General features: G+C 72.1%; 28 protein-coding genes. 10 read left to right on the top strand and 18 right to left on the bottom strand.

Annotated elements, in window-relative coordinates:
• Positions 1-82: 82 nt before the first annotated feature.
• A complete protein-coding gene (gene argS, locus ACFVXJ_RS27305) occupies positions 83-1864 on the top strand; it encodes an arginine--tRNA ligase (protein WP_389665615.1) in 1782 nt (593 codons plus the stop codon).
• 68 nt (positions 1865-1932) lie between these two features.
• On the opposite strand, the gene ACFVXJ_RS27300 is transcribed toward argS, so the two are convergent.
• Complete coding sequence (locus ACFVXJ_RS27300; RefSeq protein ID WP_389665613.1) at positions 1933-2889, bottom strand: NAD-dependent epimerase/dehydratase family protein; 957 nt, start codon at positions 2887-2889, stop codon at positions 1933-1935.
• Between the two features lie 70 nt (positions 2890-2959).
• Between ACFVXJ_RS27300 and ACFVXJ_RS27295 the strand changes: the two genes are divergently transcribed.
• The 4 genes from ACFVXJ_RS27295 (at position 2960) to ACFVXJ_RS27280 (ending at position 5338) form a co-directional block, all read left to right on the top strand.
• On the top strand, positions 2960-3877 hold the full coding sequence (locus tag ACFVXJ_RS27295; RefSeq protein WP_389665611.1) for a LysR family transcriptional regulator: 918 nt from the start codon (positions 2960-2962) through the stop codon (positions 3875-3877).
• 74 nt (positions 3878-3951) lie between these two features.
• A complete protein-coding gene (locus ACFVXJ_RS27290; RefSeq protein WP_389665610.1) occupies positions 3952-4380 on the top strand; it encodes a DUF3995 domain-containing protein in 429 nt (142 codons plus the stop codon).
• The gene (locus ACFVXJ_RS27285; RefSeq protein ID WP_389665608.1) at positions 4377-4886 is read left to right on the top strand and encodes an RNA polymerase sigma factor; all 510 of its coding nucleotides are present in this window, start codon (positions 4377-4379) and stop codon (positions 4884-4886) included. Before ACFVXJ_RS27290 ends, ACFVXJ_RS27285 begins: the two co-directional genes overlap by 4 nt.
• Positions 4883-5338 carry a hypothetical protein gene (locus ACFVXJ_RS27280; protein WP_389665606.1) on the top strand — a complete coding sequence of 152 codons (456 nt, stop codon included), beginning with the start codon at positions 4883-4885 and terminating at the stop codon, positions 5336-5338. The genes ACFVXJ_RS27285 and ACFVXJ_RS27280 overlap by 4 nt, the downstream gene beginning before the upstream one ends.
• Here the strand turns inward: ACFVXJ_RS27280 and ACFVXJ_RS27275 are convergent.
• Positions 5335-5709 (bottom strand): ATP-binding protein, encoded by a 375-nt coding sequence (locus ACFVXJ_RS27275; RefSeq protein ID WP_389665739.1) that lies wholly within the window; start codon positions 5707-5709, stop codon positions 5335-5337. The genes ACFVXJ_RS27280 and ACFVXJ_RS27275 overlap by 4 nt on opposite strands.
• Before the next feature lie 139 nt (positions 5710-5848).
• Between ACFVXJ_RS27275 and ACFVXJ_RS27270 the strand changes: the two genes are divergently transcribed.
• On the top strand, positions 5849-6673 hold the full coding sequence (locus tag ACFVXJ_RS27270; RefSeq protein ID WP_389665605.1) for a helix-turn-helix domain-containing protein: 825 nt from the start codon (positions 5849-5851) through the stop codon (positions 6671-6673).
• Complete coding sequence (locus ACFVXJ_RS27265; RefSeq protein WP_389665603.1) at positions 6670-6912, top strand: DUF397 domain-containing protein; 243 nt, start codon at positions 6670-6672, stop codon at positions 6910-6912. Before ACFVXJ_RS27270 ends, ACFVXJ_RS27265 begins: the two co-directional genes overlap by 4 nt.
• On the opposite strand, the gene ACFVXJ_RS27260 is transcribed toward ACFVXJ_RS27265, so the two are convergent.
• From ACFVXJ_RS27260 to ACFVXJ_RS27225, 8 genes are all read right to left on the bottom strand, one after another.
• Positions 6894-7166, bottom strand: a complete 273-nt coding sequence (locus ACFVXJ_RS27260) for a DUF1876 domain-containing protein (RefSeq protein ID WP_389665602.1) — start codon at positions 7164-7166, stop codon at positions 6894-6896. The two genes, ACFVXJ_RS27265 and ACFVXJ_RS27260, sit on opposite strands and share 19 nt — an antisense overlap.
• Positions 7167-7222: 56 nt before the next feature.
• Positions 7223-7588 (bottom strand): hypothetical protein, encoded by a 366-nt coding sequence (locus tag ACFVXJ_RS27255; RefSeq protein ID WP_389665600.1) that lies wholly within the window; start codon positions 7586-7588, stop codon positions 7223-7225.
• A 146-nt stretch (positions 7589-7734) separates the two neighbouring features.
• Positions 7735-8736, bottom strand: coding sequence for a porphobilinogen synthase (gene hemB, locus ACFVXJ_RS27250; RefSeq protein WP_389665598.1), 1002 nt, complete (start codon positions 8734-8736; stop codon positions 7735-7737).
• Between the two features lie 167 nt (positions 8737-8903).
• The gene (locus ACFVXJ_RS27245) at positions 8904-10571 is read right to left on the bottom strand and encodes a uroporphyrinogen-III synthase (RefSeq protein WP_389665596.1); all 1668 of its coding nucleotides are present in this window, start codon (positions 10569-10571) and stop codon (positions 8904-8906) included.
• Positions 10568-11536, bottom strand: coding sequence for a hydroxymethylbilane synthase (hemC, locus tag ACFVXJ_RS27240; RefSeq protein WP_389665595.1), 969 nt, complete (start codon positions 11534-11536; stop codon positions 10568-10570). The genes ACFVXJ_RS27245 and hemC overlap by 4 nt, the downstream gene beginning before the upstream one ends.
• A complete protein-coding gene (locus ACFVXJ_RS27235) occupies positions 11533-13218 on the bottom strand; it encodes a glutamyl-tRNA reductase (protein ID WP_389665593.1) in 1686 nt (561 codons plus the stop codon). The genes hemC and ACFVXJ_RS27235 overlap by 4 nt, the downstream gene beginning before the upstream one ends.
• Positions 13215-14045 (bottom strand): redox-sensing transcriptional repressor Rex, encoded by an 831-nt coding sequence (locus ACFVXJ_RS27230; RefSeq protein WP_389665591.1) that lies wholly within the window; start codon positions 14043-14045, stop codon positions 13215-13217. Before ACFVXJ_RS27230 ends, ACFVXJ_RS27235 begins: the two co-directional genes overlap by 4 nt.
• Before the next feature lie 273 nt (positions 14046-14318).
• On the bottom strand, positions 14319-14597 hold the full coding sequence (locus tag ACFVXJ_RS27225; protein WP_361313009.1) for a glutaredoxin family protein: 279 nt from the start codon (positions 14595-14597) through the stop codon (positions 14319-14321).
• A 124-nt stretch (positions 14598-14721) separates the two neighbouring features.
• On the opposite strand from ACFVXJ_RS27225, the gene ACFVXJ_RS27220 reads away from it, so the two are divergent.
• The 3 genes from ACFVXJ_RS27220 to ACFVXJ_RS27210 all read left to right on the top strand — a co-directional run bounded on the left by ACFVXJ_RS27220 (position 14722) and on the right by ACFVXJ_RS27210 (position 18287).
• Positions 14722-15708, top strand: a complete 987-nt coding sequence (locus ACFVXJ_RS27220) for an HAD-IB family hydrolase (protein ID WP_389665589.1) — start codon at positions 14722-14724, stop codon at positions 15706-15708.
• Between the two features lie 341 nt (positions 15709-16049).
• On the top strand, positions 16050-16859 hold the full coding sequence (locus tag ACFVXJ_RS27215; RefSeq protein ID WP_361313006.1) for an ECF subfamily RNA polymerase sigma factor, BldN family: 810 nt from the start codon (positions 16050-16052) through the stop codon (positions 16857-16859).
• Positions 16860-17081: 222 nt separating this feature from the next.
• On the top strand, positions 17082-18287 hold the full coding sequence (locus tag ACFVXJ_RS27210; protein WP_389665586.1) for a DUF5667 domain-containing protein: 1206 nt from the start codon (positions 17082-17084) through the stop codon (positions 18285-18287).
• Between the two features lie 54 nt (positions 18288-18341).
• On the opposite strand, the gene ACFVXJ_RS27205 is transcribed toward ACFVXJ_RS27210, so the two are convergent.
• The 8 genes from ACFVXJ_RS27205 to ACFVXJ_RS27170 all read right to left on the bottom strand — a co-directional run bounded on the left by ACFVXJ_RS27205 (position 18342) and on the right by ACFVXJ_RS27170 (position 25092).
• Positions 18342-19349, bottom strand: a complete 1008-nt coding sequence (locus ACFVXJ_RS27205) for a lysophospholipid acyltransferase family protein (protein WP_389665584.1) — start codon at positions 19347-19349, stop codon at positions 18342-18344.
• Positions 19349-20422, bottom strand: coding sequence for an NAD-dependent epimerase/dehydratase family protein (locus ACFVXJ_RS27200; RefSeq protein ID WP_389665582.1), 1074 nt, complete (start codon positions 20420-20422; stop codon positions 19349-19351). The genes ACFVXJ_RS27205 and ACFVXJ_RS27200 overlap by 1 nt, the downstream gene beginning before the upstream one ends.
• A 95-nt stretch (positions 20423-20517) precedes the next feature.
• Entirely contained in the window at positions 20518-20616 is a 99-nt protein-coding gene (locus ACFVXJ_RS27195; protein WP_003948845.1) for a 30S ribosomal protein bS22, read from the bottom strand.
• Between the two features lie 140 nt (positions 20617-20756).
• Positions 20757-20966 carry a helix-turn-helix domain-containing protein gene (locus tag ACFVXJ_RS27190; RefSeq protein ID WP_008738568.1) on the bottom strand — a complete coding sequence of 70 codons (210 nt, stop codon included), beginning with the start codon at positions 20964-20966 and terminating at the stop codon, positions 20757-20759.
• A 114-nt stretch (positions 20967-21080) separates the two neighbouring features.
• Positions 21081-21911: a phosphatase gene (locus ACFVXJ_RS27185; RefSeq protein ID WP_389665737.1), complete on the bottom strand. Its 831-nt coding sequence runs from the start codon at positions 21909-21911 to the stop codon at positions 21081-21083.
• Positions 21912-22013: 102 nt separating this feature from the next.
• Entirely contained in the window at positions 22014-23162 is a 1149-nt protein-coding gene (locus ACFVXJ_RS27180; RefSeq protein ID WP_389665735.1) for an acetoin utilization protein AcuC, read from the bottom strand.
• Positions 23134-24363 carry an MFS transporter gene (locus ACFVXJ_RS27175; protein ID WP_389665580.1) on the bottom strand — a complete coding sequence of 410 codons (1230 nt, stop codon included), beginning with the start codon at positions 24361-24363 and terminating at the stop codon, positions 23134-23136. Before ACFVXJ_RS27175 ends, ACFVXJ_RS27180 begins: the two co-directional genes overlap by 29 nt.
• Before the next feature lie 75 nt (positions 24364-24438).
• Complete coding sequence (locus ACFVXJ_RS27170) at positions 24439-25092, bottom strand: HAD family hydrolase (protein ID WP_389665578.1); 654 nt, start codon at positions 25090-25092, stop codon at positions 24439-24441.
• Positions 25093-25284 lie beyond the last annotated feature (192 nt).

Genomic DNA, 25284 nt, shown 5'->3' with positions numbered 1-25284 from the left:
GTGGGATACTCGGGCTTTGTCGGAACAACCAAGTTCACCTCCCAGCGTGCCCCCGGGCGCGACCTCACAGGAACGGCAGCTCATGGCCTCGGTCCCTTCCCTCGCTTCGTCCGTCGACCAGCGCGTCGCGGACGCCCTCGCCTCCGCCCTGCCGGAGGCCGGTGCCGTGGACCCGCTGCTGCGCCGTAGCGACCGGGCCGACTTCCAGGCCAACGGCATCCTGGCGCTCGCGAAGAAGGCCAAGGCCAACCCGCGCGAGCTGGCGGCGGACGTGGTCGGCGCGATCCCGACCGGTGACCTGATCCAGGAGATCGAGGTCTCCGGCCCCGGCTTCCTCAACATCACGATCACCGACCGGGCGATCATCGAGACGCTGGCCGCCCGCGCCGCCGACGACCGCCTCGGCGTCCCGTACGCCGCGAACGCCGGCACCACCGTGATCGACTACGCGCAGCCCAACGTCGCCAAGGAGATGCACGTCGGCCACCTGCGCTCCGCCGTGATCGGCGCCGCGATGGTCGAGATCCTGGAGTTCACCGGCGAGACGGTGGTCCGTCGCCACCACATCGGCGACTGGGGCACCCAGTTCGGCATGCTCATCCAGTACCTCCTGGAGCACCCGCACGAGCTGGACCACAAGGCCGAAGGCGCCGCCGAGGACGTCGAGGTCTCCGGCGAGGAGGCCATGTCCAACCTGAACCGCCTCTACAAGGCCTCGCGCGCCCTCTTCGACTCCGACGAGGAGTTCAAGACGCGGGCCCGCGCCCGGGTCGTGGACCTCCAGGCCGGGGACCCGCAGACCCTCGCACTGTGGCAGCGGTTCGTGGACGAGTCGAAGATCTACTTCTACTCCGTCTTCCACAAGCTGGACATGGACATCCAGGACCCGGACGTCGTCGGCGAGTCCGGCTACAACGACATGCTCGCCGAGACCTGCAAGCTGCTGGAGGACTCGGGCGTCGCCGTCCGCTCCAACGGCGCGCTGTGCGTCTTCTTCGACGAGTACAAGGGCCCGGACGGCAACCCGACGCCCCTCATCGTCCAGAAGTCGGACGGCGGCTTCGGCTACGCCGCGACCGACCTCTCCGCGATCCGCAACCGGGTGGGCGACCTCAAGGCCGACACCCTCATCTACGTGGTGGACGCCCGCCAGTCCCTGCACTTCAAGATGGTGTTCGAGACGGCCCGCCGGGCCGGCTGGCTGAACGACGGGGTCAAGGCCGTCCAGCTGGCCTTCGGCACCGTCCTGGGCAAGGACGGCAAGCCGTTCAAGACCCGTGAGGGCGAGACCGTCCGCCTGGTGGACCTGCTGGACGAGGCCGTCGAGCGGGCGACGGCCGTCGTGCGCGAGAAGAGCGAGAAGATCGGCCTGACCGAGGAGGAGATCGTCTCCAACGGCCGGTACGTCGGCATCGGCGCGGTCAAGTACGCGGACCTGTCCACCTCCGCCGGCCGCGACTACAAGTTCGACCTCGACCAGATGGTCTCGCTGACCGGTGACACGTCCGTGTACCTCCAGTACGCGTACGCCCGTAACCGCTCCATCCTGCGCAAGGCGGGCGAGGTCCGGCCCGTCGCGCACCCGGAGCTGGCCCTGGCCCCCGCCGAGCGCGCGCTGGGCCTGCACATCGACCAGTTCGGCGAGGTCATCGCGGACGCGGCCGCCGAGTACGCCCCGCACAAGGTCGCGGCGTTCCTCTTCCAGCTGGCGACGCTCTACTCGACCTTCTTCGACCAGTGCCCGGTCCTGAAGGCCGAGACCGCCGAGCAGATGGAGAACCGCCTCTTCCTCTGCGACCTGACCGCCCGCACCCTCTCCAAGGGCATGGCGCTCCTCGGCATCCGCACCCCCGAGCGCCTCTGACGGGCCCGGGGCGGCCCCGTACGGCCGCTCAGGTCCGCTCGGGTCCGCTCGGGTCCGCTCGGGTCCGCTCAGAGCGCCTCGGCGACGGCGCCGGGCAGCCAGTCGGCCGTGCGGGAGAAGGCGAAGCCCAACTCCCGCGCCCGGTCGTTGGCCATGGCGTAGTGCCGGTCGACGGAGAACGGCGACGCGACCGCGCCCGGCGCGACGGTCCGGTACCCGGGCCGTCGCCCGGTCTGCCCGGCGATCACGGCCACCAGGTCGCGTACGTCGAGCAGACCGTCGGAGCAGGCGTTGACCGGGCCGGTGAACGCGGTGGCCGTCGCCGCCCACAGCAGCACCTCGGCCAGCTCCCGGTAGTGGATGAAGACCGTGGGCCGCGCCCCGGCGTGCACGGCGATCTCCTCGCCCCGGGCCACCCGCTCGACGTAGTGCGCCAGCCGCCCGGTGAACTCCCGGGCGCCGCCGCCGAGTACGTGGGCGCTGCGCACGCAGGCGAAGTCGAACCGGCCCTCGCGGGTGAAGACCGCCTCCGCCTGGCGCTTGCCCTCGGCGTAGTGCGCCTCCCGGTACGCCGCGTCGTGCCAGGGCAGATCGGTGCGCACCGGCCAGCCGGCCGGGTCCACGACGTCCTCCGCGACCGGCGTACCGGGAGCGCCGGCCGCGAGCGCCCCCGGCGCGGCGGTCGCCGGGTCGTACACCTCGATCGTGGAGGTCATCACGTACCGCCGGGTGCGCCCGGCGAAGGCGCGGACGGCGATCGCGGCCTGCACGGGGGTGTAGCAGACCTGGTCGACCACCACGTCGAAGGTGCGGTCACCGAGCGCGGCGGTGAGGGCGGCCTCGTCGTCGCGGTCCACGACGAGGTGCTCCACGCCCGCCGGCGGCCGGGCGGAGCCGCGGTTGATCACCGTGACCCGGTGTCCGGCGGCCCGCAGCCGCTCGACCAGGAGCTTCCCGAAGTACCGGCTTCCGCCGATGACGCAGACCTCTTGCTTGTGGACCTGGGGCTTGTCGACCGTGTGCATGCCGCCATCCTGAAGACGTACGGCCCCCAGCAGAAGTGCCCACTTCCTGTCCACGCGTGAAGGAAAACTGTTGATCGATGTGCAACGGCTCCGCGTCCTGCGGGCGGTGGCGGAACACGGCAGCTTCAACCGGGCCGCGGTCGCCCTCCACCTCACCCCCTCGGCCGTCTCCCAGCAGATAGCCGCCCTGGAACGCGGCCTCGGCGCGCGGGTCGTGGCGCGCAGCACCCGCGGGGTCACCCTCACCCCCGCCGGGCGGATCATGGTCGGCGCGGCCGAGTCGGTCGCCGCCGAACTCGCCCACGCGACACGGCAGGTCGACCGGCTCGGCACCGGCCGCACCCGGCTCACCCTCGCCACCTTCACCAGCGGCGGCAGGCTCCTGCTCCCCGACGCCCTCGCCGCGCTGACGGCCGCCCACCCCGACACGGTCGTCCACGTCCGGGAGGACGAGCCCGAGGAGAGCCTGGCGCTGGTCCGCCGGGGCGCGGCCGACCTCGCGCTCGCCTACCGCTTCGACGGCCCGCTGCCCGGACGCACCGGCCGCAGCCCCGCCCCGGAGTGGATTCCCCTGATGGAGGACCCCCTGTACGCGGTCCTCCCCGAAGGGCACCGCCTGGCGGACCGCGCGACGCTCGACCTCGCCGAGCTGGCCGCCGAACCCTGGGTGCTCGGCTGCCTGAAGACCGAGGCGTACCTGCGGCGTTACGCCGAACGCGCCGGCTTCGACCCCCAGGTGCGCGGCACCACGACCGACTACTTCTTCGCCCGCTCCCTCGTCGCCTCGGGCCTCGGCCTCTCGCTGATCCCGTCCATCGCCCTCGCGCCCCCGGTGCCGGGCCTGCGCGCCGTCCCCCTCGAAGCGCCCACCCCGACCCGGCACATCGGCGTCGCCACCCTCGGCAGCCGCCGCGACCAGCCGGAGGTCGCCACCCTGATCCGCGCCCTGCGGGAACGGGCCGCGGCACAGCCCGACACCCCGCTGTGACGCGGAACACAGGGAACGTTCCGCACGGGCGGCTCCTCTTCGGGGTGTTGGTACCCGATACCGAGGGGGAGCACATGAACGACACCACCCGCCGCAGCCTGGGCACGGCGCTCGCGGCCCTGCTGGCCGTGGACGGCCTCGTCCACCTGTACTGGGCGACGGGGCGGACCTGGCCCGCCCCCGACGCGCACGCGCTGTCCCTCGCCGTTCTCGGCACCGAGGTCTCCTTCGCCCCGCCCGTCGTCCTGCCCCTCGCCGCGCTCACCCTCACCGGAGCCGCCGCCGTCCTCGCCCACTCCCACCGCCGCGGCGGTCCCGCGACCCGCCTGGTGACCGGCGCCGTCGCCGCCGGACTCGCCGTACGGGGCCTCGCGGGCCTGGGCTGGGCCGCCCGGGTCATCGACAGCCCGCCCGGGCCCTTCTACGTACTCAACCTCGCGCTCTACACCCCCGCCTGCCTCGGCTTCGGCTGGGCCGCCGGCCGCCTGGCGCGCGCCCGGTGAGCCCGGACGAACGCGAGCGCGGAGTCGCCCTCGCCCGGGCCGCCCGCGCCGGCAACACCCTCGCGATGCACGACCTCCTCGACCACCTCACCCCGTACGTGGCCCGCGTCTGCACCCCGATCGCCCTCGCCGACGGCCCGGACGCCACCCAGGAGGCCCTCGTCACCGTCTTCGGGGCGCTGCGCACCCTGCGGGACCCCGAGGCCCTGTACGGCTGGGTGCGGGCCATCGCGGTCCGCGAGGCGGTGCGCACCGCCCGCCGCGCGGCCCGCGCCCGGCCCGCCGAACTCGCCGACGTACCCGGGCGCGGCGACCCCCAGCTCGCCGCCGACATCGACGACGTGCTGGCCCGGCTGTCCCCCGACCACCGCGCGGTGCTGGTGCTGCGCGATGTCGAGGGGCTGGACGAGGAATCCGCCGCGGCCGTCCTCGGCGTACCGCCCGGCACCGCCAAGTCCCGGCTGCACCGGGCCCGTACGAGCTTCCGGAAGGCGTGGTTCTCATGACGTACGCGATCGACACGGTCGCCCGACTGCGGGTGATGGCGGCCGGCATCCCGGGCGCACGGGTCGCCGAACGAGTGCTGCCCGCCGACCCGGAGACCGTCTGGGCGGTGATGGCCGACCTTGAGGGCGAGTTCGGCCGCTTCCAGCCCGACATGCGCACCGTACGGGTGCTGCGGGTGAGCGGCGACCGGGTGGAGGCCCTGGCCCGCAGCAAGTACGGGCTGCGGGCCCACTTCCGGGGGGTGCTGCGCCCGGGCTGGTGCTGGCTCCAGAGCCGCTTCCTGATCATCGGCATGGCGGCGGCCCCGGAACCGGGCGGCGGCACCCGCGTGGCCCTGACCGGCGGCGTACGGGTCCCGGCCCGCGCGGCGATCGTCCCCTGGGGCACGGCCGCCGAACTGGCCCGAGCGATGTCCCGGCTGGCGCAGCGGGTCGAGGAGGTGCGTCTCTAAGGCACGTCCAGCTCGCACCACACCGTCTTGCCGGGGCTGCGCAGCCCGACACCCCACCGGTCGGCGACGGCCGCAACGAGCAGCAGTCCCCGGCCCCGCTCGGCGGCGGCGTCCCGGTTCCCGACGCGCGGCCGGCCGCCGCCGCTGTCGTGCACCTCGACCCGGACGACGCCGTCGAAGCGGAACAGCCGCAGGCGGTAGCCCCGGCCGGGGGGCACGCCGTGCAGCAGGGCGTTGGTGGCCAGCTCGCTCACGCAGAGCAACACGTCGTCCAGCCGGGCCCGGGCGTCCCACGCGTCCAGCGTCTGGGCCGCGAACTCCCTGGCGGCGCCCACCGTCTGACGGCTGCGCGGGTAGAACCGGTCCCGCATCAGGGCGGGTTCATTCGTCACGTTCACCTGACGAGCGTCGCGGTGTGTGACTAGCGTCATAGAGGCGACCGACCCGTACTCCTCACCGAGTACGGGTTGGCACGGCTATCACTCGTGCTCAGGTGGGGAGTTCACTTTCATGCCACCAAGGAAAAGGGTCCGGCCGAACGCGACGGCCATGAAGATGGTCGGCGAGCTGGTCGCCGTCGCCCGCGTAGCAAAAGGACTGACCCAGCGCGCCCTGGCCGAACTGGTCGTCATCGACGTCGAAACGCTGGCCTCCATCGAGCAGGGCAGACGCGTCCTGATGCCGGACGTCGCCGAGCGGATGGACCGGATCCTCGGCCTGCCCGGCCTGCTGACGGTCGCCGCGAACCGGCTGCCGGAGGTCGACACCATCCCGGCCTGGGCCGAGGAGTACATGGAGCGCGAGCGGGAGGCCCTGGCACTGTCCTGGTACGACACGATGACCGTGCCGGGACTGCTCCAGACCGAGGCGTACGCCCGCGCGGTGCTCGGCTGCCGCGTCCCGTACGCGGGCGAGGACTGGATCGAGCTCCAGACCGCCCTGCGCATCAAGCGGCAGGAGATACTGCGCCGCCCCACCCCGCCCACCCTCAGCTTCGTCATCTGGGAGGCGGCCCTGCGCGACCGGATCGGCGGCGACGAGGTCTGGCGGGAGCAGCTCCGCCACCTGCGCGCCTGCGCCGACCGGCCGGCCATCGCCCTCCAGGTGCTGCCCCTCGGCATCACGGCCCACGCGGGTCTCGACGGCCCGTTCACCCTGCTCGAAACCCCCGAGCACCAGCACCTGGCGTACTCGGAAACCCAGCGCGGCAGCATCCTCGTACGGGACCCCAATGAGGTCAGCATCCTCACTCAGAAATATGCGATGCTGCGGTCACAGGCCCTCAACTTCGTGGAGACGAAGGCCCTGTTGGACCGGCTGCTAGGAGAGCAATGAGCACCGAACTCGTGTGGTTCAAGTCCAGCTACAGCGGCAGCGAAGGCGGCCAGTGCCTCGAAGTGGCGATGACCTGGCGCAAGTCGAGCTACAGCGGCGACGAGGGCGGGCAGTGCGTCGAGATGGCCACCTGCCCCGCCGACCAGGTACACGTGCGGGACTCGAAGGTCCCGCACGGTCCCGTCCTCACCCTCTCACCGGCTACCTGGACCCGCCTCGCTCACTGGGTCAGCGGGTAGGAGTGCCGGCCCGATTCCGCGTCGATCTCGGTGTGGGCCTTGTCCAGTAGTTGCGACGCGAGATCCATGAGCGCCCGCGCGCCCGCGATCTCCTCACCGACCCGGAGCTGGTCCGTGTCGGACGGATGGCGCATGGCGTAGCCGTGCGCCCGCAGTTCGGAGCCGTCCATGAGCCTGAGCAGGGCTGCCGCGCTGGTGCGGTGGCCCTCCTCGGTGAATTCCAGTTCCACATGCCACCCGGCGAGCGTGGCCATGAGGGATCACCTCCAGAGGTCGACCTCTTCCCTCCAGGGTGCGCCCACCGCTCGGCCTACGGCCAGTCGACCATGCCGTAGAAGAGCACCCAGGCCAGGACGACGGCCGAGGGCGCGAGCGCGGCGAGGACCACGCGCTTCGCGGCGTGCCGGCGCTGCCAGGGCAGCGCCCAGGCGGTGACCAGCAGGACGAGCGCCACGGCCAGGCCGGCCTGGAACACGGTGAAGGCGGCGGCGAAGCTGTCGTCGAAGGAGTGGGCCTCGTCGCCGTTGCAGGAGTCACAGGCCATCGGGCTGATCCCGGCGAAGCACAACGCCACCAAGCCGAGCGGCAGCGTGATCAGGGTCGCCACGAGCGGCGCGACGAAGGCGCGGGGGTCCCGGGCGGCGGCGGGGGTGGCGGTGGTGGCGTTCTGGCTCATGCCCCCATCCAGCCACGGCGTGGCTTCCCGGCGCATGAGTGCCCGTACTCATCGCGGCGGGCGGGGCTACCCAGGCGGGGGCGGTGTTCCCTTCCTCGGAATCAGGGAGGTGCTGGGGGCGTCCCGCCGGAACCCCGCCCCGCCCCTCAGCCCTCGCGCCCCAGCCGCTGCGCGACCTCCGTCGCCCAGTACGTGAGGATCGTGTCCGCGCCCGCCCGCTTGATGCCGAGCAGCGTCTCCATGACGGCGCGGTCGCGGTCGATCCAGCCCTTCTCGGCTGCCGCCTCGACCATCGCGTACTCGCCGCTGATCTGGTACGCGGCCACCGGCACGTCCACCGCCTGCGCGACCCGGTACAGGATGTCCAGGTAGGGGCCCGCGGGCTTGACCATGACCATGTCGGCGCCCTCCTCCAGGTCCAACGCCAGCTCCCGCAGGGACTCGCGCGCGTTCGCCGGGTCCTGCTGGTAGGTCTTGCGGTCGCCCTGGAGGGAGGAGGCGACGGCCTCGCGGAAGGGACCGTAGAACGCCGACGAGTACTTCGCCGTGTACGCGAGGATCGACACGTCCTCGTGGCCCGTCTCGTCCAGCGCGTCGCGGATCACCCCGACCTGGCCGTCCATCATCCCGCTGGGCCCGACCACGTGGACACCCGCGTCGGCCTGGACCTGCGCCATCTCGGCGTACCGCTCCAGCGTCGCGTCGTTGTCGACCCGGCCGTGCTCGTCGAGCACCCCGCAGTGGCCGTGGTCGGTGTACTCGTCCAGGCAGAGGTCGGACATGATCACCAGATCGTCGCCCACCTCGGCCTTCACGTCGCGGATCGCGACCTGGAGGATGCCGTCCGGCTCCGTGCCCGCCGTGCCCAGCGCGTCCTTGTTCTCGTCCGCCGGGACACCGAACAGCATGATCCCCGCGACGCCCGCCGAGACGGCCTCCACGGCGGCCTTCCGCAGGGTGTCGCGGGTGTGCTGGACCACGCCCGGCATCGCGGAGATCGGCAGGGGCTCGCTGATGCCCTCGCGCACGAAGGCGGGGAGGATCAGGTCCGAGGGGTGCAGGCGGGTCTCCGCGACCATCCGCCGCATCGCCGGGGTGGTGCGCAGCCGGCGGGGGCGCGAGCCGGGGAAGGATCCGTACGTGCTCATCTTCTAGTCGCCTCTTCGAGCGTCGAGAACAGTCGGGAACCAGCGTAGGCCGTGCCCGCCCGCGCCCCCGCGCCGCACCACGCCCCGTACGCCCCCGCACGTCCCCCGGGTACGCCGCGGGGCCCGGACGCAACGCGTCCGGGCCCCGTCGAGTCCTACGACCGCCCTCAGGTGGTGCGACGGCGGCGCGCGCCCGGGCGGCGCTCGCTCGGCCGGTACACCGACTCGCCGGCCTCCTTGGCCGCCTCGCGGCGCGCGGCCCCGTACTCGGCCAGCGCCTCCGCCAGCTTCGACACCGACGGCTCGGGCGACAGCACGTCGACCCGCAGGCCGTGCTCCTCCGCCGTCTTGGCCGTCGCCGGTCCGATGCAGGCGATCACGGTGACGTTGTGCGGCTTGCCGGCGATCCCGACGAGGTTGCGCACCGTGGAGGACGAGGTGAAGAGCACGGCGTCGAAGCCGCCGCCCTTGATCGCCTCACGGGTGTCCGCCGGCGGCGGCGACGCGCGCACCGTCCGGTAGGCGGTGACGTCGTCGACCTCCCAGCCGAGCTCTATCAGGCCCGCGACCAGCGTCTCGGTCGCGATGTCGGCGCGCGGCAGGAAGACGCGGTCGATCGGGTCGAAGACCGGGTCGTACGGCGGCCAGTCCTCCAGCAGTCCGGCGGCCGACTGTTCGCCGCTCGGCACCAGGTCCGGCTTCACACCGAACTCGACCAGCGCGGCGGCGGTCTGCTCGCCCACCGCGGCGACCTTGATGCCCGCGAAGGCGCGCGCGTCGAGCCCGTACTCCTCGAACTTCTCCCGCACCGCCTTCACGGCGTTGACGGAGGTGAACGCGATCCACTCGTAGCGGCCGGTCACCAGGCCCTTGACGGCCCGCTCCATCTGCTGCGGGGTGCGCGGCGGCTCCACGGCGATGGTCGGCACCTCGTGCGGCACCGCGCCGTACGAACGCAGTTGGTCGGAGAGCGAGGCGGCCTGCTCCTTGGTGCGCGGAACGAGCACCCGCCAGCCGAACAGCGGCTTCGACTCGAACCAGGCCAGGTCCTCGCGGCGCGCGGTCGCGCCGTGCTCGCCGACCACGGCTATGACCGACCGCGAGCCCTCGGGCGAGGGGAGCACCTTGCCCTGCTTGAAGACCTGCGCGATGGAACCCAGCGTCGCGCTCCAGGTCCGCTGTCGGGTCGTCGTACCGGCCACGGTCACCGTGAGCGGGGTGTCGGGCTTGCGCCCGGCGCCCACCAGCTCGGCGGCGGCGGCCGAGACGGTCTCCAGCGTCGCGGAGACGACCAGGACGCCATCGCTGGCGCCGACCTCGCTCCAGCAGCGCGCGGAGGCGGTCCGGGCGTCCAGGAAGCGCACGTCGGCGCCCCCCTGGCCGCGCAGCGGCACACCGGCGTAGGCGGGCACGCCGACGGCGGTCGCGACGCCGGGCACCACCTCGAAGGGGATGCCCTCGGTGGCACAGACGAGCATCTCCTCGGCCGCGTTGCCGTCGAGTCCGGGGTCGCCGGTGACGGCTCGCACGACCCGCCTGCCGGCCCGCGCGGCCTCCATGACAAGATTGGTGGCGTCGCGGATCACCGGCACGCCGGCGGCTGCTGACATTTCGTCAGCTACCGTCAGCTGCGGCGTGTCGACACCCGCGCGCGCATGGGTACGGACGACCTCCAGCACCTCGGGCTCCGCGATCAGCACGTCCGCCGAGGCGAGCGCCTCGACGGCGCGCAGCGTCAGCAGGCCGGGGTCACCGGGGCCCGCGCCCAGGAAGGTGACGTGCCCGTGGGCGGCGACCGCCGCGAAAGCGGAAGGGGTGGGACGTGAGGGGTTCAAAGCGATCGCTCCCCCATCAGACCGGCCGCGCCCTTGGCCAGCATCTCGTCCGCGAGTTCGCGGCCGAGCGCCATGGCCTCGTCGTAAGACTGGGGCACGGGACCGGTGGTGGACAGCTGCACCAGCGTCGAGCCGTCGAGGGTTCCGACGACTCCGCGCAGGCGCATCTCATTGACAGTCTGCCCGTCGGCCAGCAGGTCGGCGAGCGCGCCCACGGGGGCGCTGCAGCCGGCCTCCAGGGCGGCGAGGAGGGACCGCTCGGCGGTCACGGCGGCCCGGGTGAACGGGTCGTCGAGTTCGGCGAGGGCGGCGATCAGGGCCGTGTCCGACGCGAGGCACTCCACGGCCAGGGCTCCCTGGCCGGGTGCCGGCAGCACGTTGTCCACGGACAGCAGGTCGGTGGCCTCGTCGCCGCGCCCGATCCGGTTCAGGCCGGCGGCGGCCAGGACGACGGCGTCGAGCTCACCGGCGCGCACGTACCCGATCCGGGTGTCGACGTTCCCGCGGATCGGCACGGTCTCGATGACCTTGCCCAGGCTCTTGGCGTACGCGTGCAGCTGCGCCGTGCGGCGCGGCGAACCGGTACCGATCCGCGCGCCGTCGGGCAGCCGCTCGAAGGTCAGGCCGTCACGGGCGACGAGCGCGTCCCGCGCGTCCTCCCGCTTCGGCATGGCCGCGATCACCAGTTCCCCGGGCTGCGTGGTCGGCAGGTCCTTGAGCGAGTGGACGGCGAAGTCCACCTCGCCCCGGGCCAGCGCGTCCCGCAGGGCGGTGACGAAAACGCCGGTGCCCCCGATCTGCGCGAGGTGCTCCCGGGACACGTCACCGTAGGTCGTGATCTCCACGAGCTCGACGGGCCGGCCGGTGACCGCCCGTACCGCCTCGGCGACGTGCCCGGACTGGGACATGGCCAACTTGCTGCGTCGCGTGCCAAGCCGGAGGGGCTGGTCGGGACGTGTGTTCATGATGCCCGTCCTGGGTCGTCGTTCTTCGGATCGGCCGCGTCCGCCCGGCTGACGGAGGCCACCGTCTGAGGGTCGAGGTCGAAGAGTTCACGCAGCGCCTCCGCGTACCCGGCTCCGCCGGGCTCGCTCGCGAGCTGCTTGACGCGCACGGTCGGCGCGTGGAGGAGCTTGTCTACGACGCGCCGCACGGTCTGCGTCACCTCGGCCCGCTGGCGCTCGTCCAGATCCGGCAGGCGTCCGTCGAGCCGGGCCACCTCCATGGCCACCACCTCGGCGGCCATGGCGCGCAGCGCGACGACGGTGGGCGTGATGTGCGCGGCCCGCTGCGCCGCGCCGAAGGCCGCCACTTCCTCGGCGACGATCGCGCGCACCGCGTCGACGTCGGCCGCCATCGGGGCGTCGGCCGAGACCTCGGCGAGCGACTCGATGTCGACGAGCCGCACGCCGGGGATCCGGTGGGAGGCCGCGTCGATGTCGCGTGGCATGGCCAGGTCGAGCAGTGCGAGCCGGACCGGCCGGACGTCGACCTGGCTCCGGGCGCCCTTGCGGGGCTGCCGGTGCGCGGCGGCCTCGCCCTGGTCGGCCCAGGTGCCGTGCAGCTCCAGGGAGTTGGCGTCCACGCCGGTGAGCGCGGAGCGCCCGTCGGGGCCCACGGGGCACCCGTCGGTCTCGGCGGGGGCGCTGGTGATGGTGCGCGCCGCCCCGGCGTCGGCGAGCCGTCGGCCGCCTTCGGCGGCGGCGACCAGCCGGGCGAGTACGTCCCGGTCCAGCCCGGCCACGTCCGGCGCGGCGGGGGCCGCGCCGGCGGGGTCCGCGGGGGTGTGGGGCACGGGTTCGGGCGCGGTGTCGCGGGAGACGGCGGCGAGCACGTCGTCGGCGGTCAGCACCAGCCCGGTCGCCCCGGTACAGGAGACGACCACGTCGGCCCGCGTCAGCTCGTCCGCGACCGAGGCCATCGGAACGGCCCGCGCCGTCACCCCGGTGCCCGAGGCAACCAGAATCCCGGCCAAACGCTCCGCCCGCTCCGCGGTCCGGTTCGCCACGACGATCTCGGCGACGCCGACCCGGGCCAGCGTGGCCGCCGCCAGGGACGACATCGAACCGGCGCCGATCACCAGCGCCCGCTTGCCCGCGGCCCACGCGGGGACCTCGGCCCCCATCGACAGCTGTTCCAGCCCGAACGTCACCAGCGACTGCCCGGCCCGGTCGATCCCGGTCTCCGAGTGCGCCCGCTTGCCGACCCGCAGCGCCTGCTGGAACAGGTCGTTGATCAGCCGGCCGGCCGTGTGCTGCTCCTGCCCGAGCGCCAGGGTGTCCTTGATCTGCCCGAGGATCTGGCCCTCGCCGACCACCATCGAGTCCAGCCCGCACGCCACCGAGAACAGGTGGTGCACCGCCCGGTCCTCGTAGTGCACGTAGAGATAGGGGGTGAGCTCTTCCAGGGCCACCCCGCTGTGCTGCGCCAGCAACGTCGACAGCTCGGCCACACCGGCGTGGAACTTGTCCACGTCCGCGTACAGCTCGATGCGGTTGCAGGTGGCGAGCACCGTCGCCTCCGTCGCCGGCTCGGCGGCGAGGGTGTCGTGCAGCAGCTTGACCTTGGCGTCGGCGGACAACGAGGCCCGCTCCAGCACGCTCACCGGCGCGCTGCGGTGGCTCAGCCCTACGACCAGCAGACTCATGCCGGCATCACCGCCGGGACGTCACCCTCGGGGCCGCCCTTGCGGGCGGCGGACGCGGAGGCGGAGGCGGTGGTCGTGGCGGGAGAAATGGCGGCGGCTGCCGCGGCGGCGGTCACCGGGTTCGCGGCGGCGCCGGTCGCGGAGTCCGCGGCGGCGGCCGCTTCCTCGCCGGCCTTGCGCTGCTCGTGGAAGGCCAGGATCTGAAGCTCGATCGACAGGTCCACCTTGCGCACGTCCACGCCGTCCGGCACGGACAACACGGTCGGCGCGAAGTTCAGGATCGAGGTGACACCGGCGGCGATGAGCCGCTCGCTCACCTGCTGCGCCGCGCCCGCCGGGGTGGCGATGACCCCGATGGAGACGCCGTTCTCCTCGATGATCTTCTCCAGCTCATCGGTGTGCTGCACGGGCATGCCGGCCACCGGCTTTCCCGCCATCGCCGGGTCCGCGTCGATCAGGGCCGCCACGCGGAACCCGCGCGAGGCGAAACCGCCGTAGTTGGCCAGGGCGGCGCCGAGGTTGCCGATGCCGACGATGACGACGGGCCAGTCCTGGGTCAGCCCGAGTTCGCGGGAGATCTGGTAGACGAGGTATTCGACGTCGTAGCCGACCCCGCGCGTCCCGTACGAGCCGAGGTAGGAGAAGTCCTTGCGGAGTTTGGCGGAGTTGACCCCGGCGGCGGCCGCGAGCTCTTCGGAGGACACCGTGGGCACCGATCGCTCGGAGAGCGCGGTGAGGGCACGCAAGTACAGCGGAAGCCTGGCGACAGTGGCCTCGGGAATACCTCGGCTGCGGGTCGCCGGTCGGTGAGTTCGGCCAGTTGCCACGATGCTCCTGCGGGATGAGCGGGGCTGCAGGCGGTCACTTGTCCCAAGACCGCCCCGTCGGAAGCAGGCTATGTCTTTGTGAACGCGTGCACAAAGATTGTGTCCGCTTTGTCCGTCCAAAGTGACCGGGGTCACGCGGTCCGGTCGCCGGGGGGCGGAACCGGGAGCGGGCCGAACCCGTTCAAATCCGGAGGGGGGCAAAGCGGTACACACTCCTCATCGATACGCGCCCGAGCCCCCACAAAACGCCCATGATGGTAACCGGCCGGACGGTCAGCCCTCCAACGCCCGGCGCAGTCGCTCCGGGTTCACCCGCCAGAAAGTGTGCTGTTCACCGTCCACCAGCACCACCGGGATCTGCTCCCAGTGCAGCCGGTACAGCTCCTCGTCCTGCGAGATGTCCTTCTTCTCCCACCGCGCCCCGGTCTCGGCGCAGATCTTCTCGACCACCTCCTGTGCGTCGTCACACAGATGGCATCCCGGCTTCCCGATGAGCGTGACCAGCCGCTCCTCGGGGCGCTTCTTCTCCTTGCGGCGCAACAGAGGACTCATGTCCTCATTGTCCCGCGCCCCCAGGGGGGTCGCCGACGGGCGCGGAAGCGGGCGTTCCGAAGAGTTCACGCCCCCGTTCCTCCTCGGTTCGGGAACTCCCGAACACAATGGCTATGCTCGCGTCATGGCCGCTCTGGGATGGCTCACCCCCCGTAGGCGCTCCGCCACCGCGCGGAGCGTGCTGGCAGGCGAGGCTTCGGCCGAGGCCGCCCGCAAGAGCGCGCAGGAGGAGGCGCCACCGCTGCCCGGAGCGCCCGAAGCGGCCCCGCGCGAGTCCGCCCGGAAGGCTGCGGAGAAGCCCGCCGAGAAGCCCGCCGAACCCGAGTTCCCGGTCCGGGGCGACGATCTCGCCGCCGCCTTCTTCGACCTCGACAACACCGTCATGCAGGGCGCCGCGATCTTCCACTTCGGCCGCGGCCTCTACAAGCGCGAGTTCTTCCGCCGCCGCGAACTGGCCCGCTTCGCCTGGCAGCAGGCGTGGTTCCGGCTCGCCGGGGTCGAGGACCCCGAGCACATGCAGGACGCCCGCGACAGCGCGCTGTCCATCGTCAAGGGCCACAAGGTCTGCGAACTCATGGCGATCGGCGAGGAGATCTACGACGAGTACATGGCCGAGCGGATCTGGCCGGGCACCCGCGCCCTCGCCCAGGCCCACCTCGACGCCGGCCAGAAGGTGTGGCTGGTCACGGCCGCCCCGGTCGAGACCGCCACGATCATCGCCCGCCGCCTCGGCCTGACCGGCGCCCTGGGCACCGTCGCCGAGTCCGTCGACGGCGTCTACACGGGCCGCCTCGTCGGCGAGCCGCTGCACGGCCCCGCCAAGGCGGAGGCGGTACGGGCCCTGGCCGCCGCCGAGGGACTCGACCTCGAACGCTGCGCCGCCTACAGCGATTCGCACAACGACATTCCGATGCTGTCGCTGGTCGGACATCCGTACGCGATCAATCCCGATACAAAACTGCGCAAGCATGCCCAGGCACACGACTGGCGCCTGCGCGACTATCGGACCGGCCGCAAGGCCGTGAAGGTCGGCGTCCCGGCCGCCGCCGGAGTCGGCGCGATCGCAGGCGGCACGGCCGCGGCGATCGCCCTGCACCGCCGCCGCAAGTAGCCGGCGCCCGCACCCGCCGCCCGCCCGTGATCCCCGGCGGGCAACCCCGCACCTCTACCCGCGCCGTCGGCGCGGCACTCCGGCATGCCCGACTCGGTCGCGCCACACCCCGGAAGCGCCCATTCCGCGTATCCAACCGATCAAGAACCGATCACCAACTGCGACTGAATATGCCCTCGGTACGCAACAGAAGTGTCGGAACCGGTGATTTGAGCAACTGGGTGTAGCGCTGCCTGTACGAAGCGTTATTCTCCTCAAACGCATGCCACCGACCATCCGTCGCCACGACGGGTGAACGGTCCCGCACTGCACGTGATGGAAGCTCTGCCTCTGGGAGTCCCGTGTACCCACCTGTCGGGGTTGACGCCTCGGGCCTGGCTACGCTGCGCGCAACGGTCCTCGACCACCTGCGCGGCTTCGTCCCCACCGCGTACGCCGTCCCCGCCCTCGCCGCCGCGGTCCCTGCCGGCCTCGGCCCGGCCGGTCCTTGCTACGCCCTGACCGACGGTGGGGCGACGGTGGGCAGACGCGGTCGCGCGGGTGGTGCGGGCACCGCCACCGGCACGAGCGCGCCCGCCGCCCGCCGCCCCACCGCGGACAGCGACCAGGCCCGCATGATGGACCTGGTCGAACGCGCCCAGGCCGGCGAGGCCGAGGCGTTCGGCCGGCTCTACGACCAGTACAGCGACACGGTGTACCGGTACATCTACTACCGCGTCGGCGGCAAGGCGACCGCGGAGGATCTCACCAGCGAGACCTTCCTGCGCGCGCTGCGCCGTATCTCCACCTTCACCTGGCAGGGCCGCGACTTCGGGGCCTGGCTGGTGACGATCGCGCGCAACCTGGTCGCCGACCACTTCAAGTCCAGCCGCTTCCGCCTGGAAGTGACCACGGGCGAGATGCTGGACGCCAACGAGGTGGAACGGTCCCCCGAGGACTCCGTCCTGGAGTCCCTGTCCAACGCGGCCCTGCTGGAGGCCGTGCGAAAACTCAACCCGCAGCAGCAGGAGTGCGTGACCCTGCGCTTCCTACAGGGCCTCTCGGTCGCCGAGACGGCCCGGGTGATGGGCAAGAACGAGGGCGCGATCAAAACGCTCCAGTACCGGGCGGTCCGCACCCTGGCCCGCCTCCTGCCGGACGACGCCCGCTGACCGCCTCCCGCCCCCGATCCCCTTGATGACTCCGATGCCGCTGTGGTCCGATCATCCTTCGTCCGTAACCCAAGTGCCGCGCCGCTCGTTGTGCGGAATGCAGGCTCCCTGTGGACACGCCCTGCCCGAAGCCGCTCACTCGAAAGTGTGGATGTGCTCAAGGAAGGCAACCTTCCGGACACCTGGGGGAGTCGATCGTCATGACGAGAGGAGGTGCCGCCAGTGATCGCGAACGTGACTCCGCACCGGCGGGCGAACGCCTTCGCCCTGGCCCTGGAGGATCGGACCCCGTCCGACCTTTCGGAACCGGACCCGGCGGCCGAGCAGTCCGAGGCACCTGCCGAATCTGCCGACCACGACCGGTTGTTGGCCCTGGCGAACGTGCTCGGCGAGAGAATGCCGCGCCCGGTGCTGGATCCCGAGGTCAAAGTGGTGCAACGAGCACAGCTCGTCGCCGCCATGGAGGCCCTGGTAATGGAAGAGAGGGCCGGGGGCGGTGCCGCACCGGACCCTCTGGTGCCCGAACAGCGGACCGGCCGCGGCGCCCACCGGGCGACCTCGCTCCGGAAATTGCGGCCCCGCTCCCGCTGGTCCAAGGGCATCGCGGCGGGCGGCCTCACCGTGGGTGTGGCCGCGGGGGCCTTCGGCGGAGTGGCCGCTGCCAGCACCGACGCCCTGCCCGGTGACTCCCTCTACCCCGTCAAGCGGGGCATGGAGGACATCAAGCTGGGCATGGCCGACGAGGACTCGGACCGGGGCGAGCTCTACCTCGACCAGGCTTCGAACCGGCTGTCCGAGGCCCGCAGACTCATGGAGCGCGGCCGGACCGGCGTCCTGGACCACGAGTCCCTCGGCGCGATCCGCCGCGCCCTGGCAGGCATGAGCCACGACGCGGCGGAAGGCCACCGACTGCTCCAGGCGGCGTACGAGCGGGACGGATCGCTCGGCCCGATGCAGATGCTGTCCTCGTTCTCCCGCTCCCACCGCGACGCGTGGGGCAAGCTCCGGGAAAAGCTCCCGGCACAGCTCACCGACGTCGGGGGCCAGGTCGAGTCGGTCTTCCAGGCCATAGACGAAGACGTGGCGCCCATCCAGAACCTGCTGCCCAAGCCCCCGGAGCAATCCCGCGGGTCCACGGGCGGCCAGGCGAAGCCCAGCGCCTCCCCCGGCAAGCAGCAGTCCGAAACCCCCGCAGGCCGACCGGCGGCGTCTCCCCCGAGCGCGCCCCCGTCAGCGGCCGCCAAGCCCCCGACCCCCGGCGGGCTCCTGGGCGGAACCGGTGATCTGCTGCACCCGCCGGCCGACGGCCACTCCGCGCCGCCCCCCTCGGGAGCGGCCCCGGACCAGCCCCAGCCGGACATCACCCTCCCGCCGCTGCTGCCCGGCCTGCTCCCGGGCCTGGGCCTCAAGGCGGAGGACACCGAATAGCGCGAAGCGGTGCCCGGCGGACCATCCCGCCGGGCACCGCCTTGTCGTGTCCCGTCAGAAGAAGACCGACCGCCGCTGCACGAGCAACCGGTACAAGGTGTGCTGTATCTGCTCCCGCACCTGGTCCGTCAGGTTGAACATCAGCATGGGGTCCTCCGCCGCCTCCGCCGGGTACCCCTCCGTGGAGATCGGCTCCCCGAACTGGATCGTCCACTTCGTCGGCAGCGGCACCATCCCCAGCGGCCCCAGCCACGGGAACGTCGGAGTCACCGGGAAGTACGGCACCCCCAGCAGCCGCGCCAACGTCTTCGCGTTCCCGACCATCGGGTAGATCTCCTCCGCCCCCACGATCGAACACGGCACGATCGGCGTCCGCGCCAGCAGCGCCGTCGACACGAACCCGCCCCGCCCGAACCGCTGGAGCTTGTACCGCTCCCCGAACGGCTTCCCGATCCCCTTGAAGCCCTCCGGCATCACCCCGACGAGCTCCCCGGCCTCCAGCAGCCGCTGCGCGTCCTCCGCGCAGGCCAACGTGTGACCGGCCTTGCGCGCCAGCTCGTTCACCACCGGCAACATGAACACCAGGTCCGCGGCCAACAACCGCAGGTGCCGCTCCGCCGGATGGTGGTCGTGCACCGCCACCTGGAGCATCAGACCGTCCAACGGCAACGTCCCGGAGTGGTTCGCCACGATCAGCGCGCCGCCCTCCTTCGGGATGTTCTCGATGCCCTTGACCTCGACCCGGAAGTACTTGTCGAACAGCGGCCGCAGCATGGACATCAGGACCTGGTCCGTCAGCTCCTTGTCGTAGCCGAAGTCGTCGACCTCGTACTCCCCGGTGATCCGCCTGCGCAGGAACGCCAGCCCGCCGGCGATCCGCCGGTCCCAGTCACCCGACCGCGCCCCGGGCCCGGCGGCCTCCGCCGCCCGCACGGCCTCCGCGGCCGGCTCCGGTACGGGCTGCGCCACCGGCTCCCCCGCCGGTGGAGCCACCCGCACCCGTCGCGCCGGCCGCCGGCGCGGCCGCTCCTCGTCGAACGGGATGACTTTCGCGTCCGCCACTATCGCTCCGCTCCCTCAGCCGCCGGCCCGACACCCGACAGATCCGCGTTCAGCATCCCGGCCACCCGATCCACGGCCCGCCCCACCCGCTCCGGCGGCAACAGCCCGCTTCCCCGACTCCGCGCGAAGTCCGCGAACGTCTCGGCGGTCGTGTACATCGGCTCGAACCCTAGAGTGGACCGCATCTGCGTGGTCTCCACGACCCGCCCGTGCGTCAGCAGCCGGATCTGTTCGGGCGAGAACTCCGTCACCCCGACCGCCCGCAGCGCCGACCCCACCCACGTCACCGCGGGCATCACCAGCGGCAGCGTCGGCCGCCCCAGCCGCCGCGCGCACTGCGACAGCAGCAACACCCCGTCGCCCGCGATGTTGAAGGTACCGCTGTTCAGCGTCCCCCGCTCGGGCTCCCCGGCCGCCAGCCGCAGCACCTCCATCACGTCGTCCTCGTGGACGAACTGCAGCCGCGGGTCGTACCCCAGCACGGTCGGCATCACCGGGATCGAGAAGTATTCGGCCAACGCGGAATCCGCGTACGGCCCCAGGATGTTCGCGAACCTCAGCACGCACACCGCCACGTCCGGCCGCCTGCGCGCGAATCCCCGTACGTACCCCTCGACCTCCACCGCGTCCTTCGCGAAGCCGGCCGCCGGCAGCGACTTCGGCTGCGTGGTCTCGGTGAAGACGGCCGGATCGCGCGAGGTGCCCCCGTACACGCTGGTACTGGACTTCACCACGAGCCGCCGCACCGTCGGGGACTTCTGGCAGGCCCCGAGCAGCTGCATCGTCCCGATGACGTTCGTTTCCTTCACGGCGCTGCGGGCGCCGCCACTGCCCGCGCTGCCTCCCGTCACGGCGAGGTGCACCACCGTGTCGACGGCGTGCTCCGCCAGCACCCGGGCGATGGCCGAGCGTCTGATGTCCGTCCGCACGAACTCCGCCGTACCGAGCCGGTGCGCGGGACTCACCGAATCCACCGCGATCACCCGATCGACATCCGGCTCGCGCTGGATGCGGCGCACGAAGCGGCTCCCCAGCTGCCGGGCAGCACCAGTGACGAGAACGACCTTGCCCACGAGTTCAGCGCCTCCCTCGAAGAAGTCCCCCGGCTACACCGCAGCCCCTCCACCAGGATGGTGGAGGGGCTGCGGAGAACACGTACAGCTGCCGTTTACTTCTTGTTACGGCGCTGGACGCGGGTGCGCTTGAGCAGCTTGCGGTGCTTCTTCTTGGCCATCCGCTTACGCCGCTTCTTGATAACAGAGCCCACGACTACCCTCGCTCACTTCTCGGAACATCCCCGCGCCAGCGGGGATCGGTGCGGGGCGTCTGGGCCCACACGACCTACGTCGGCCTAGCCTACCCGCCCGAGCTCTGAGCTTGTAATCCGAGCCCAACCCGAGAGTCATCTCAAGCCGACTCCACCCCCACATAAGACTCCCGGAGGTACTCGTGCACCGCGTTCTCGGGGACCCGGAAGGACCGGCCCACCCGGATGGCGGGCAGATGACCGTTGTGCACCAGGCGGTACACGGTCATCTTCGACACTCGCATCACCGAGGCGACCTCCGCCACGGTCAGGAACTGAACCTCACTGAGAGGCCTCTCGCCAGCAGCCATGACACACCTTGACCTTCCGCGCATGACGGGCACCGGCTTCCCCTCCGGTTACGCCCCGTCGTCGCACGCTCACTCCCCAGAGTAGGGGCGGGTGATACGAGTGGGGAAGAGGAGCTACGGCCACTCCTGACGCCACGGCAGACCCACCCGGTCGAGCAGGTAGCGCGTGAGGGGTCTGTAGAAGTCCGCGGCCACTCCGTCATCAAGCGGAACCGTCACCGCGACCCGCCCCTCGGCCTCCCCGACGAACAGTGCCGGATCATCCGTATCCGCCAACCCGATCGCCTCCACACCCAACTGACCTGCACCGCAGACCCACCCGTGGTCCCCCACCACCAATTCCGGCAACGGCCCGCCGGCGGCCGCCAACGCTCCCAGCGCGACCCGAACCGGCAGCGGCGAATGGGTGTGCGCGCCGGTGACACTCGCGGGTGGACGCGCGCCGGGTTCCCGCACCAGTGCGACCCCCCGTACGTAATCGATGCGGTGGGGGCGTACGCCGAACCGGGTCGCCATGTCGACACGGACCCCCTGCGCCGGGGTGAGGACAACACAGCCCGCCGCCGACAGGGCCTGGGCCAAACTGGCGTAGAACCCCAGGAGGCGGTGCGGATGCCCCGTCCCGAACAACACGGGCGACCTCAGCCGCGCCGCCTCCCGCAGCCGCGCCGCGAACGCCTCCAACCCGGCCAAAGTCCGCTCCGGATCGATCACGTCCATCCCGCTGACCTGCGACGGGTCCGCCGACACCCCACACCGGTCGGCCATCAGCCGCAGCAGATCACCCTCCGCCCAACGCCACTGCGGCTCCAGCCCCAGCAGCACCCGCGGATCACCCGCCGCGAACAGCCTGTAACTGCGCAGGCTCTCCTCACGCGAGGTGGCGACGGGCCCGGCCAACCGGGAAGCCAGCAGATGCGCACGTAACGCGCCGGTGCTCAACACCCTCCGATGCTGCCGCACCGAACCCGGCGCCTCATCAATTCCGCCGAACAGCCCCACCGTTGGCGTAACGATGCTTCGCCACGAGCGCCCCCTACACGTCCGCTACACGAGCATCCCGCGCAGCGGGAACACCGCCCGCCGCGTCGCCAGGACGGCTTGATCCGTGCTGTCCGCCGGATCGTATCCCGCCTCCCAGTCCCGCCACCCGACCGTCCGGCCGTCCGTCATCCGCGCCGGCCCCGGCTGCCGGGTCCGCGCGTACACCTCGCTCCGCCACTCCTGCGGCACCTCCGCGGCCGGATCGACCGGCCGGTGCGCCGCGATCCCCACCAGATGGGTCCAGGAGCGCGGTACGACGTCCACCACCGCGTAGCCGCCCCCGCCCAGGGCGAGCCAGCGGCCGTCCGCGTACTCGTGCGCCAGCCGGTGACAGGCCTCCTGGACCGCCCGCTGCGCGTCCAACGACACCGCCAGATGGGCCAGCGGATCCTCGAAGTGCGTGTCGGCCCCGTGCTGGGACACCAACACCTGCGGCCGGAAGTCCGCGAGGAGCTCCGGCACCATCGCGTGGAAGGCGCGCAGCCACCCCTCGTCACCGGTCCCCGCCGGCAGCGCCACGTTGACCGCCGAGCCCTCGGCGGCCGGGCCGCCCGTCTCCTGCGGCCACCCGGTCTGCGGGAACAGGGTCCGCGGATGCTCGTGGAGGGACACCGTCAGCACCCGGGGGTCGTCCCAGAACGCCGCCTGCACCCCGTCGCCGTGGTGCACGTCGACGTCCACGTACGCGACGCGCTCGGCGCCCAGCTCCAGCAGCCGGGCGACCGCCAGCGCCGCGTCGTTGTAGACGCAGAACCCGGCCGCGCCGCCCGGCATCGCGTGGTGCAGCCCGCCCGCGAAGTTGACCGCGTGCCCGGCCTCCCGGCGCCAGATCGCCTCGGCCGCCGCCACCGACTGCCCGGCGATCAGCGCCGACGCCTCGTGCATCCCGCGGAACGCCGGATCGTCGACGGTCCCGAGCCCGTACGAACCGTCGGCCGTCCCGGGATCGGCCGACACCTCGCGCACCGCGGCGACGTAGTCCTCCCGGTGCACGAGCCGCAGCGTCGAATCCCCCGCCGCGCGGGCCGCCCGCACGACCATGGCCCGGTCCAGCCCGAAGGCCCGCACCAGGCCCATGGTCAGCGCCAGGCGCACCGGATCCATCGGATGGCCCGGCCCGAAGTCATACCTCGTTAGCGCCTCGTCCCACATCAACAGCCCGGTCACCGGCTCGCCGCTCATGCCCGACACCGTATCGGGCCCCGCCGATGCCGAAGGAACGGGCATAGAACAGCGTCACCAACACCAGCACCATCGGCACCAGCATCGCGCCCCGGTAGCTCCAGGCGTCCCCGATCCCACCGACCAGCGGCGAACCGACCAGGAACCCGACGTAGTTGAAGATGTTCAGGCGGGCGATGGCCGTGTCCGACGCCCCGGGGAACAACCTCCCAGCGGCGGCGAAGGTCTGCGGCACGATCACGCACAGCCCGATCCCCAGCAACGTGAACCCGAGCATCCCCGTCCACGCCCCGGGCGCGGCGGCCACCACCGCGAAGCCGGCCGCCGCGACGACCGTCCCCGCCCGTACCACCGCGACCGGCCCGAAGCGGCGTACGCCCAGGTCCCCGACGGCCCGCCCGAGCAGCGTGGTCACCATGTACACGTTGTACGGGACCGTCGCGAGCTGCTCCGAACTCCCCAGCACGTCCTGGAGGTACTTGGCGCTCCAGTTCGAGACGGTCGAGTCCCCGATGTACGCGCAGGCCATCACCAGGCACAGGGGCAGCAACAGCCCGAACCCGCCGGGCCCCAGTCCCCTCCCCGCGTCCTCGCCCGGCCCCGGGCCGCGCTGGTCCACGTAGAACCGGCTGCCCGCCAAGGCCGCCGGCAGCAACAGGACGACGGCCGGCAGGTAACTCGTGAAGAGCCCCAGATGCCAATGGGCCCCCGCCCACGCGGCGGAGGCCCCGACGATCCCGCCCAGGCTGTAGGAGGCGTGGAACCCGAGCATGATGCTGCGGCCGTACGTCCGCTGGAGGCTCACGCCGAGCATGTTCATGGAGGCGTCGAGCGCCCCGACCGACAGTCCGAACGCCCCCAGCGCCAGGGCCACGTGCCACAACTGCCCGCCGGCCCCGACCCCGAGGAGCGCGAGCAGCACCAGCGGCTGGGCCCACCTGAGGACCAGGCTGGGCGCGACCCGCTTCACCAGGTGCTCGGTCACCACGCTGGCGGCCCCGGCGAGGATCGGGACGGCGGCCAGGAAGGCGGGCAGCAGCCCGTCGGATATCCCGTACTGGTCCTGGATGGCGGGAATCCGCGTCACGAGCAGGGCGAAGGTGACGCCCTGCACGAAGAAACTGAACCCGAGGGACAACCGGCCACGGCGCAGCCGCACGTCATCTGTCATGGCGGCTCAGCGTAGGGCGCCGGGCTACCGGTGGGTAGAGCGATCACACACCAATCGCCGCCGGCTCCTGGGGAGTCACTCCTCGATGCCGAGCAGCCGGATCAGGTCCTTCATCTCCCCGAAGCACGCCTTCGCCCCGGCCAGCCGGTCGGCGGGCATCATCCCGGTGAACCCGAACACGTCCATCCCGGCGGCCACGGCCGCCTCCACCCCGAGCGGGCTGTCCTCGACGACCACGCACCGCGCCGGGTCGACGCCCATCCGGTCCGCGGCGTGCAGGAACAGATCGGGAGCCGGCTTGCCCCGGCCCACATCCTGCGCGCTGAAGATCCACTCCTCCTCGAACCACCCGTCGATCCCGGCGGCCCGGTGCCCGACCCTGATGCGCTCGTGACTCCCGGAGGACGCGAGGCAGTAGGCGATCCCGTGCGCGGTCAGCGCCCCGAGCACTTCCTCCACCCCGGGGACGGGCCGCAACTCCCGCGCGAACGCCTCGAACGTCCGGGAGTGGAGCTTCTCGTCGAAGTCCTCGGGCAACCGCTGCCCGGTCCGCTCCAACACCAGATCGTGCACCCGGTGTACGGCGCCCCCCATGTAGTCGCGGAGCGACTCGTCGTACGAGGTCGGATGGCCGAGCTCGCTGAGGTAGCCGGCGAGGATCGTATTGGCGAGCGGCTCGCTGTCCACCAGCACGCCGTCGTTGTCGAAGATGACGAGGTCGTAGCCCATACGAACACCCTACGAGTCAACGGCTCGGCAGCCCCGCCACCCCATGCCGGGCATCCGTAGGACTTTCACCGGTGGAGGGGGGATTGGATTGCCCCGAAAACGCAGAAAAGCCCCGCACCGAACCCGATAACGGGCTGGTGCGGGGCTTTCCCACAATGATTGTTCGGCGGCGTCCTACTCTCCCACAGGGTC

It is taken from the genome of Streptomyces sp. NPDC058279 (genome assembly GCF_042881255.1).
GTDB lineage: Bacteria > Actinomycetota > Actinomycetes > Streptomycetales > Streptomycetaceae > Streptomyces.
This window is presented reverse-complemented; position numbering and strand designations above follow the sequence as displayed.

Coding starts and splice junctions, on each gene's coding strand:
- argS (WP_389665615.1), top strand. CDS start 83: ATGGCCTCGGTCCCTTCCCTCGCTTCGTCCGTCGACCAGCGCGTCGCG.
- ACFVXJ_RS27300 (WP_389665613.1), bottom strand. CDS start 2,889: ATGCACACGGTCGACAAGCCCCAGGTCCACAAGCAAGAGGTCTGCGTC.
- ACFVXJ_RS27290 (WP_389665610.1), top strand. CDS start 3,952: ATGAACGACACCACCCGCCGCAGCCTGGGCACGGCGCTCGCGGCCCTG.
- ACFVXJ_RS27280 (WP_389665606.1), top strand. CDS start 4,883: ATGACGTACGCGATCGACACGGTCGCCCGACTGCGGGTGATGGCGGCC.
- ACFVXJ_RS27275 (WP_389665739.1), bottom strand. CDS start 5,709: ATGCGGGACCGGTTCTACCCGCGCAGCCGTCAGACGGTGGGCGCCGCC.
- ACFVXJ_RS27270 (WP_389665605.1), top strand. CDS start 5,849: ATGCCACCAAGGAAAAGGGTCCGGCCGAACGCGACGGCCATGAAGATG.
- ACFVXJ_RS27265 (WP_389665603.1), top strand. CDS start 6,670: ATGAGCACCGAACTCGTGTGGTTCAAGTCCAGCTACAGCGGCAGCGAA.
- ACFVXJ_RS27260 (WP_389665602.1), bottom strand. CDS start 7,166: ATGGCCACGCTCGCCGGGTGGCATGTGGAACTGGAATTCACCGAGGAG.
- ACFVXJ_RS27255 (WP_389665600.1), bottom strand. CDS start 7,588: ATGAGCCAGAACGCCACCACCGCCACCCCCGCCGCCGCCCGGGACCCC.
- hemB (WP_389665598.1), bottom strand. CDS start 8,736: ATGAGCACGTACGGATCCTTCCCCGGCTCGCGCCCCCGCCGGCTGCGC.
- hemC (WP_389665595.1), bottom strand. CDS start 11,536: ATGAACACACGTCCCGACCAGCCCCTCCGGCTTGGCACGCGACGCAGC.
- ACFVXJ_RS27235 (WP_389665593.1), bottom strand. CDS start 13,218: ATGAGTCTGCTGGTCGTAGGGCTGAGCCACCGCAGCGCGCCGGTGAGC.
- ACFVXJ_RS27225 (WP_361313009.1), bottom strand. CDS start 14,597: ATGAGTCCTCTGTTGCGCCGCAAGGAGAAGAAGCGCCCCGAGGAGCGG.
- ACFVXJ_RS27220 (WP_389665589.1), top strand. CDS start 14,722: ATGGCCGCTCTGGGATGGCTCACCCCCCGTAGGCGCTCCGCCACCGCG.
- ACFVXJ_RS27190 (WP_008738568.1), bottom strand. CDS start 20,966: ATGGCTGCTGGCGAGAGGCCTCTCAGTGAGGTTCAGTTCCTGACCGTG.
- ACFVXJ_RS27180 (WP_389665735.1), bottom strand. CDS start 23,162: ATGTGGGACGAGGCGCTAACGAGGTATGACTTCGGGCCGGGCCATCCG.
- ACFVXJ_RS27175 (WP_389665580.1), bottom strand. CDS start 24,363: ATGACAGATGACGTGCGGCTGCGCCGTGGCCGGTTGTCCCTCGGGTTC.
- ACFVXJ_RS27170 (WP_389665578.1), bottom strand. CDS start 25,092: ATGGGCTACGACCTCGTCATCTTCGACAACGACGGCGTGCTGGTGGAC.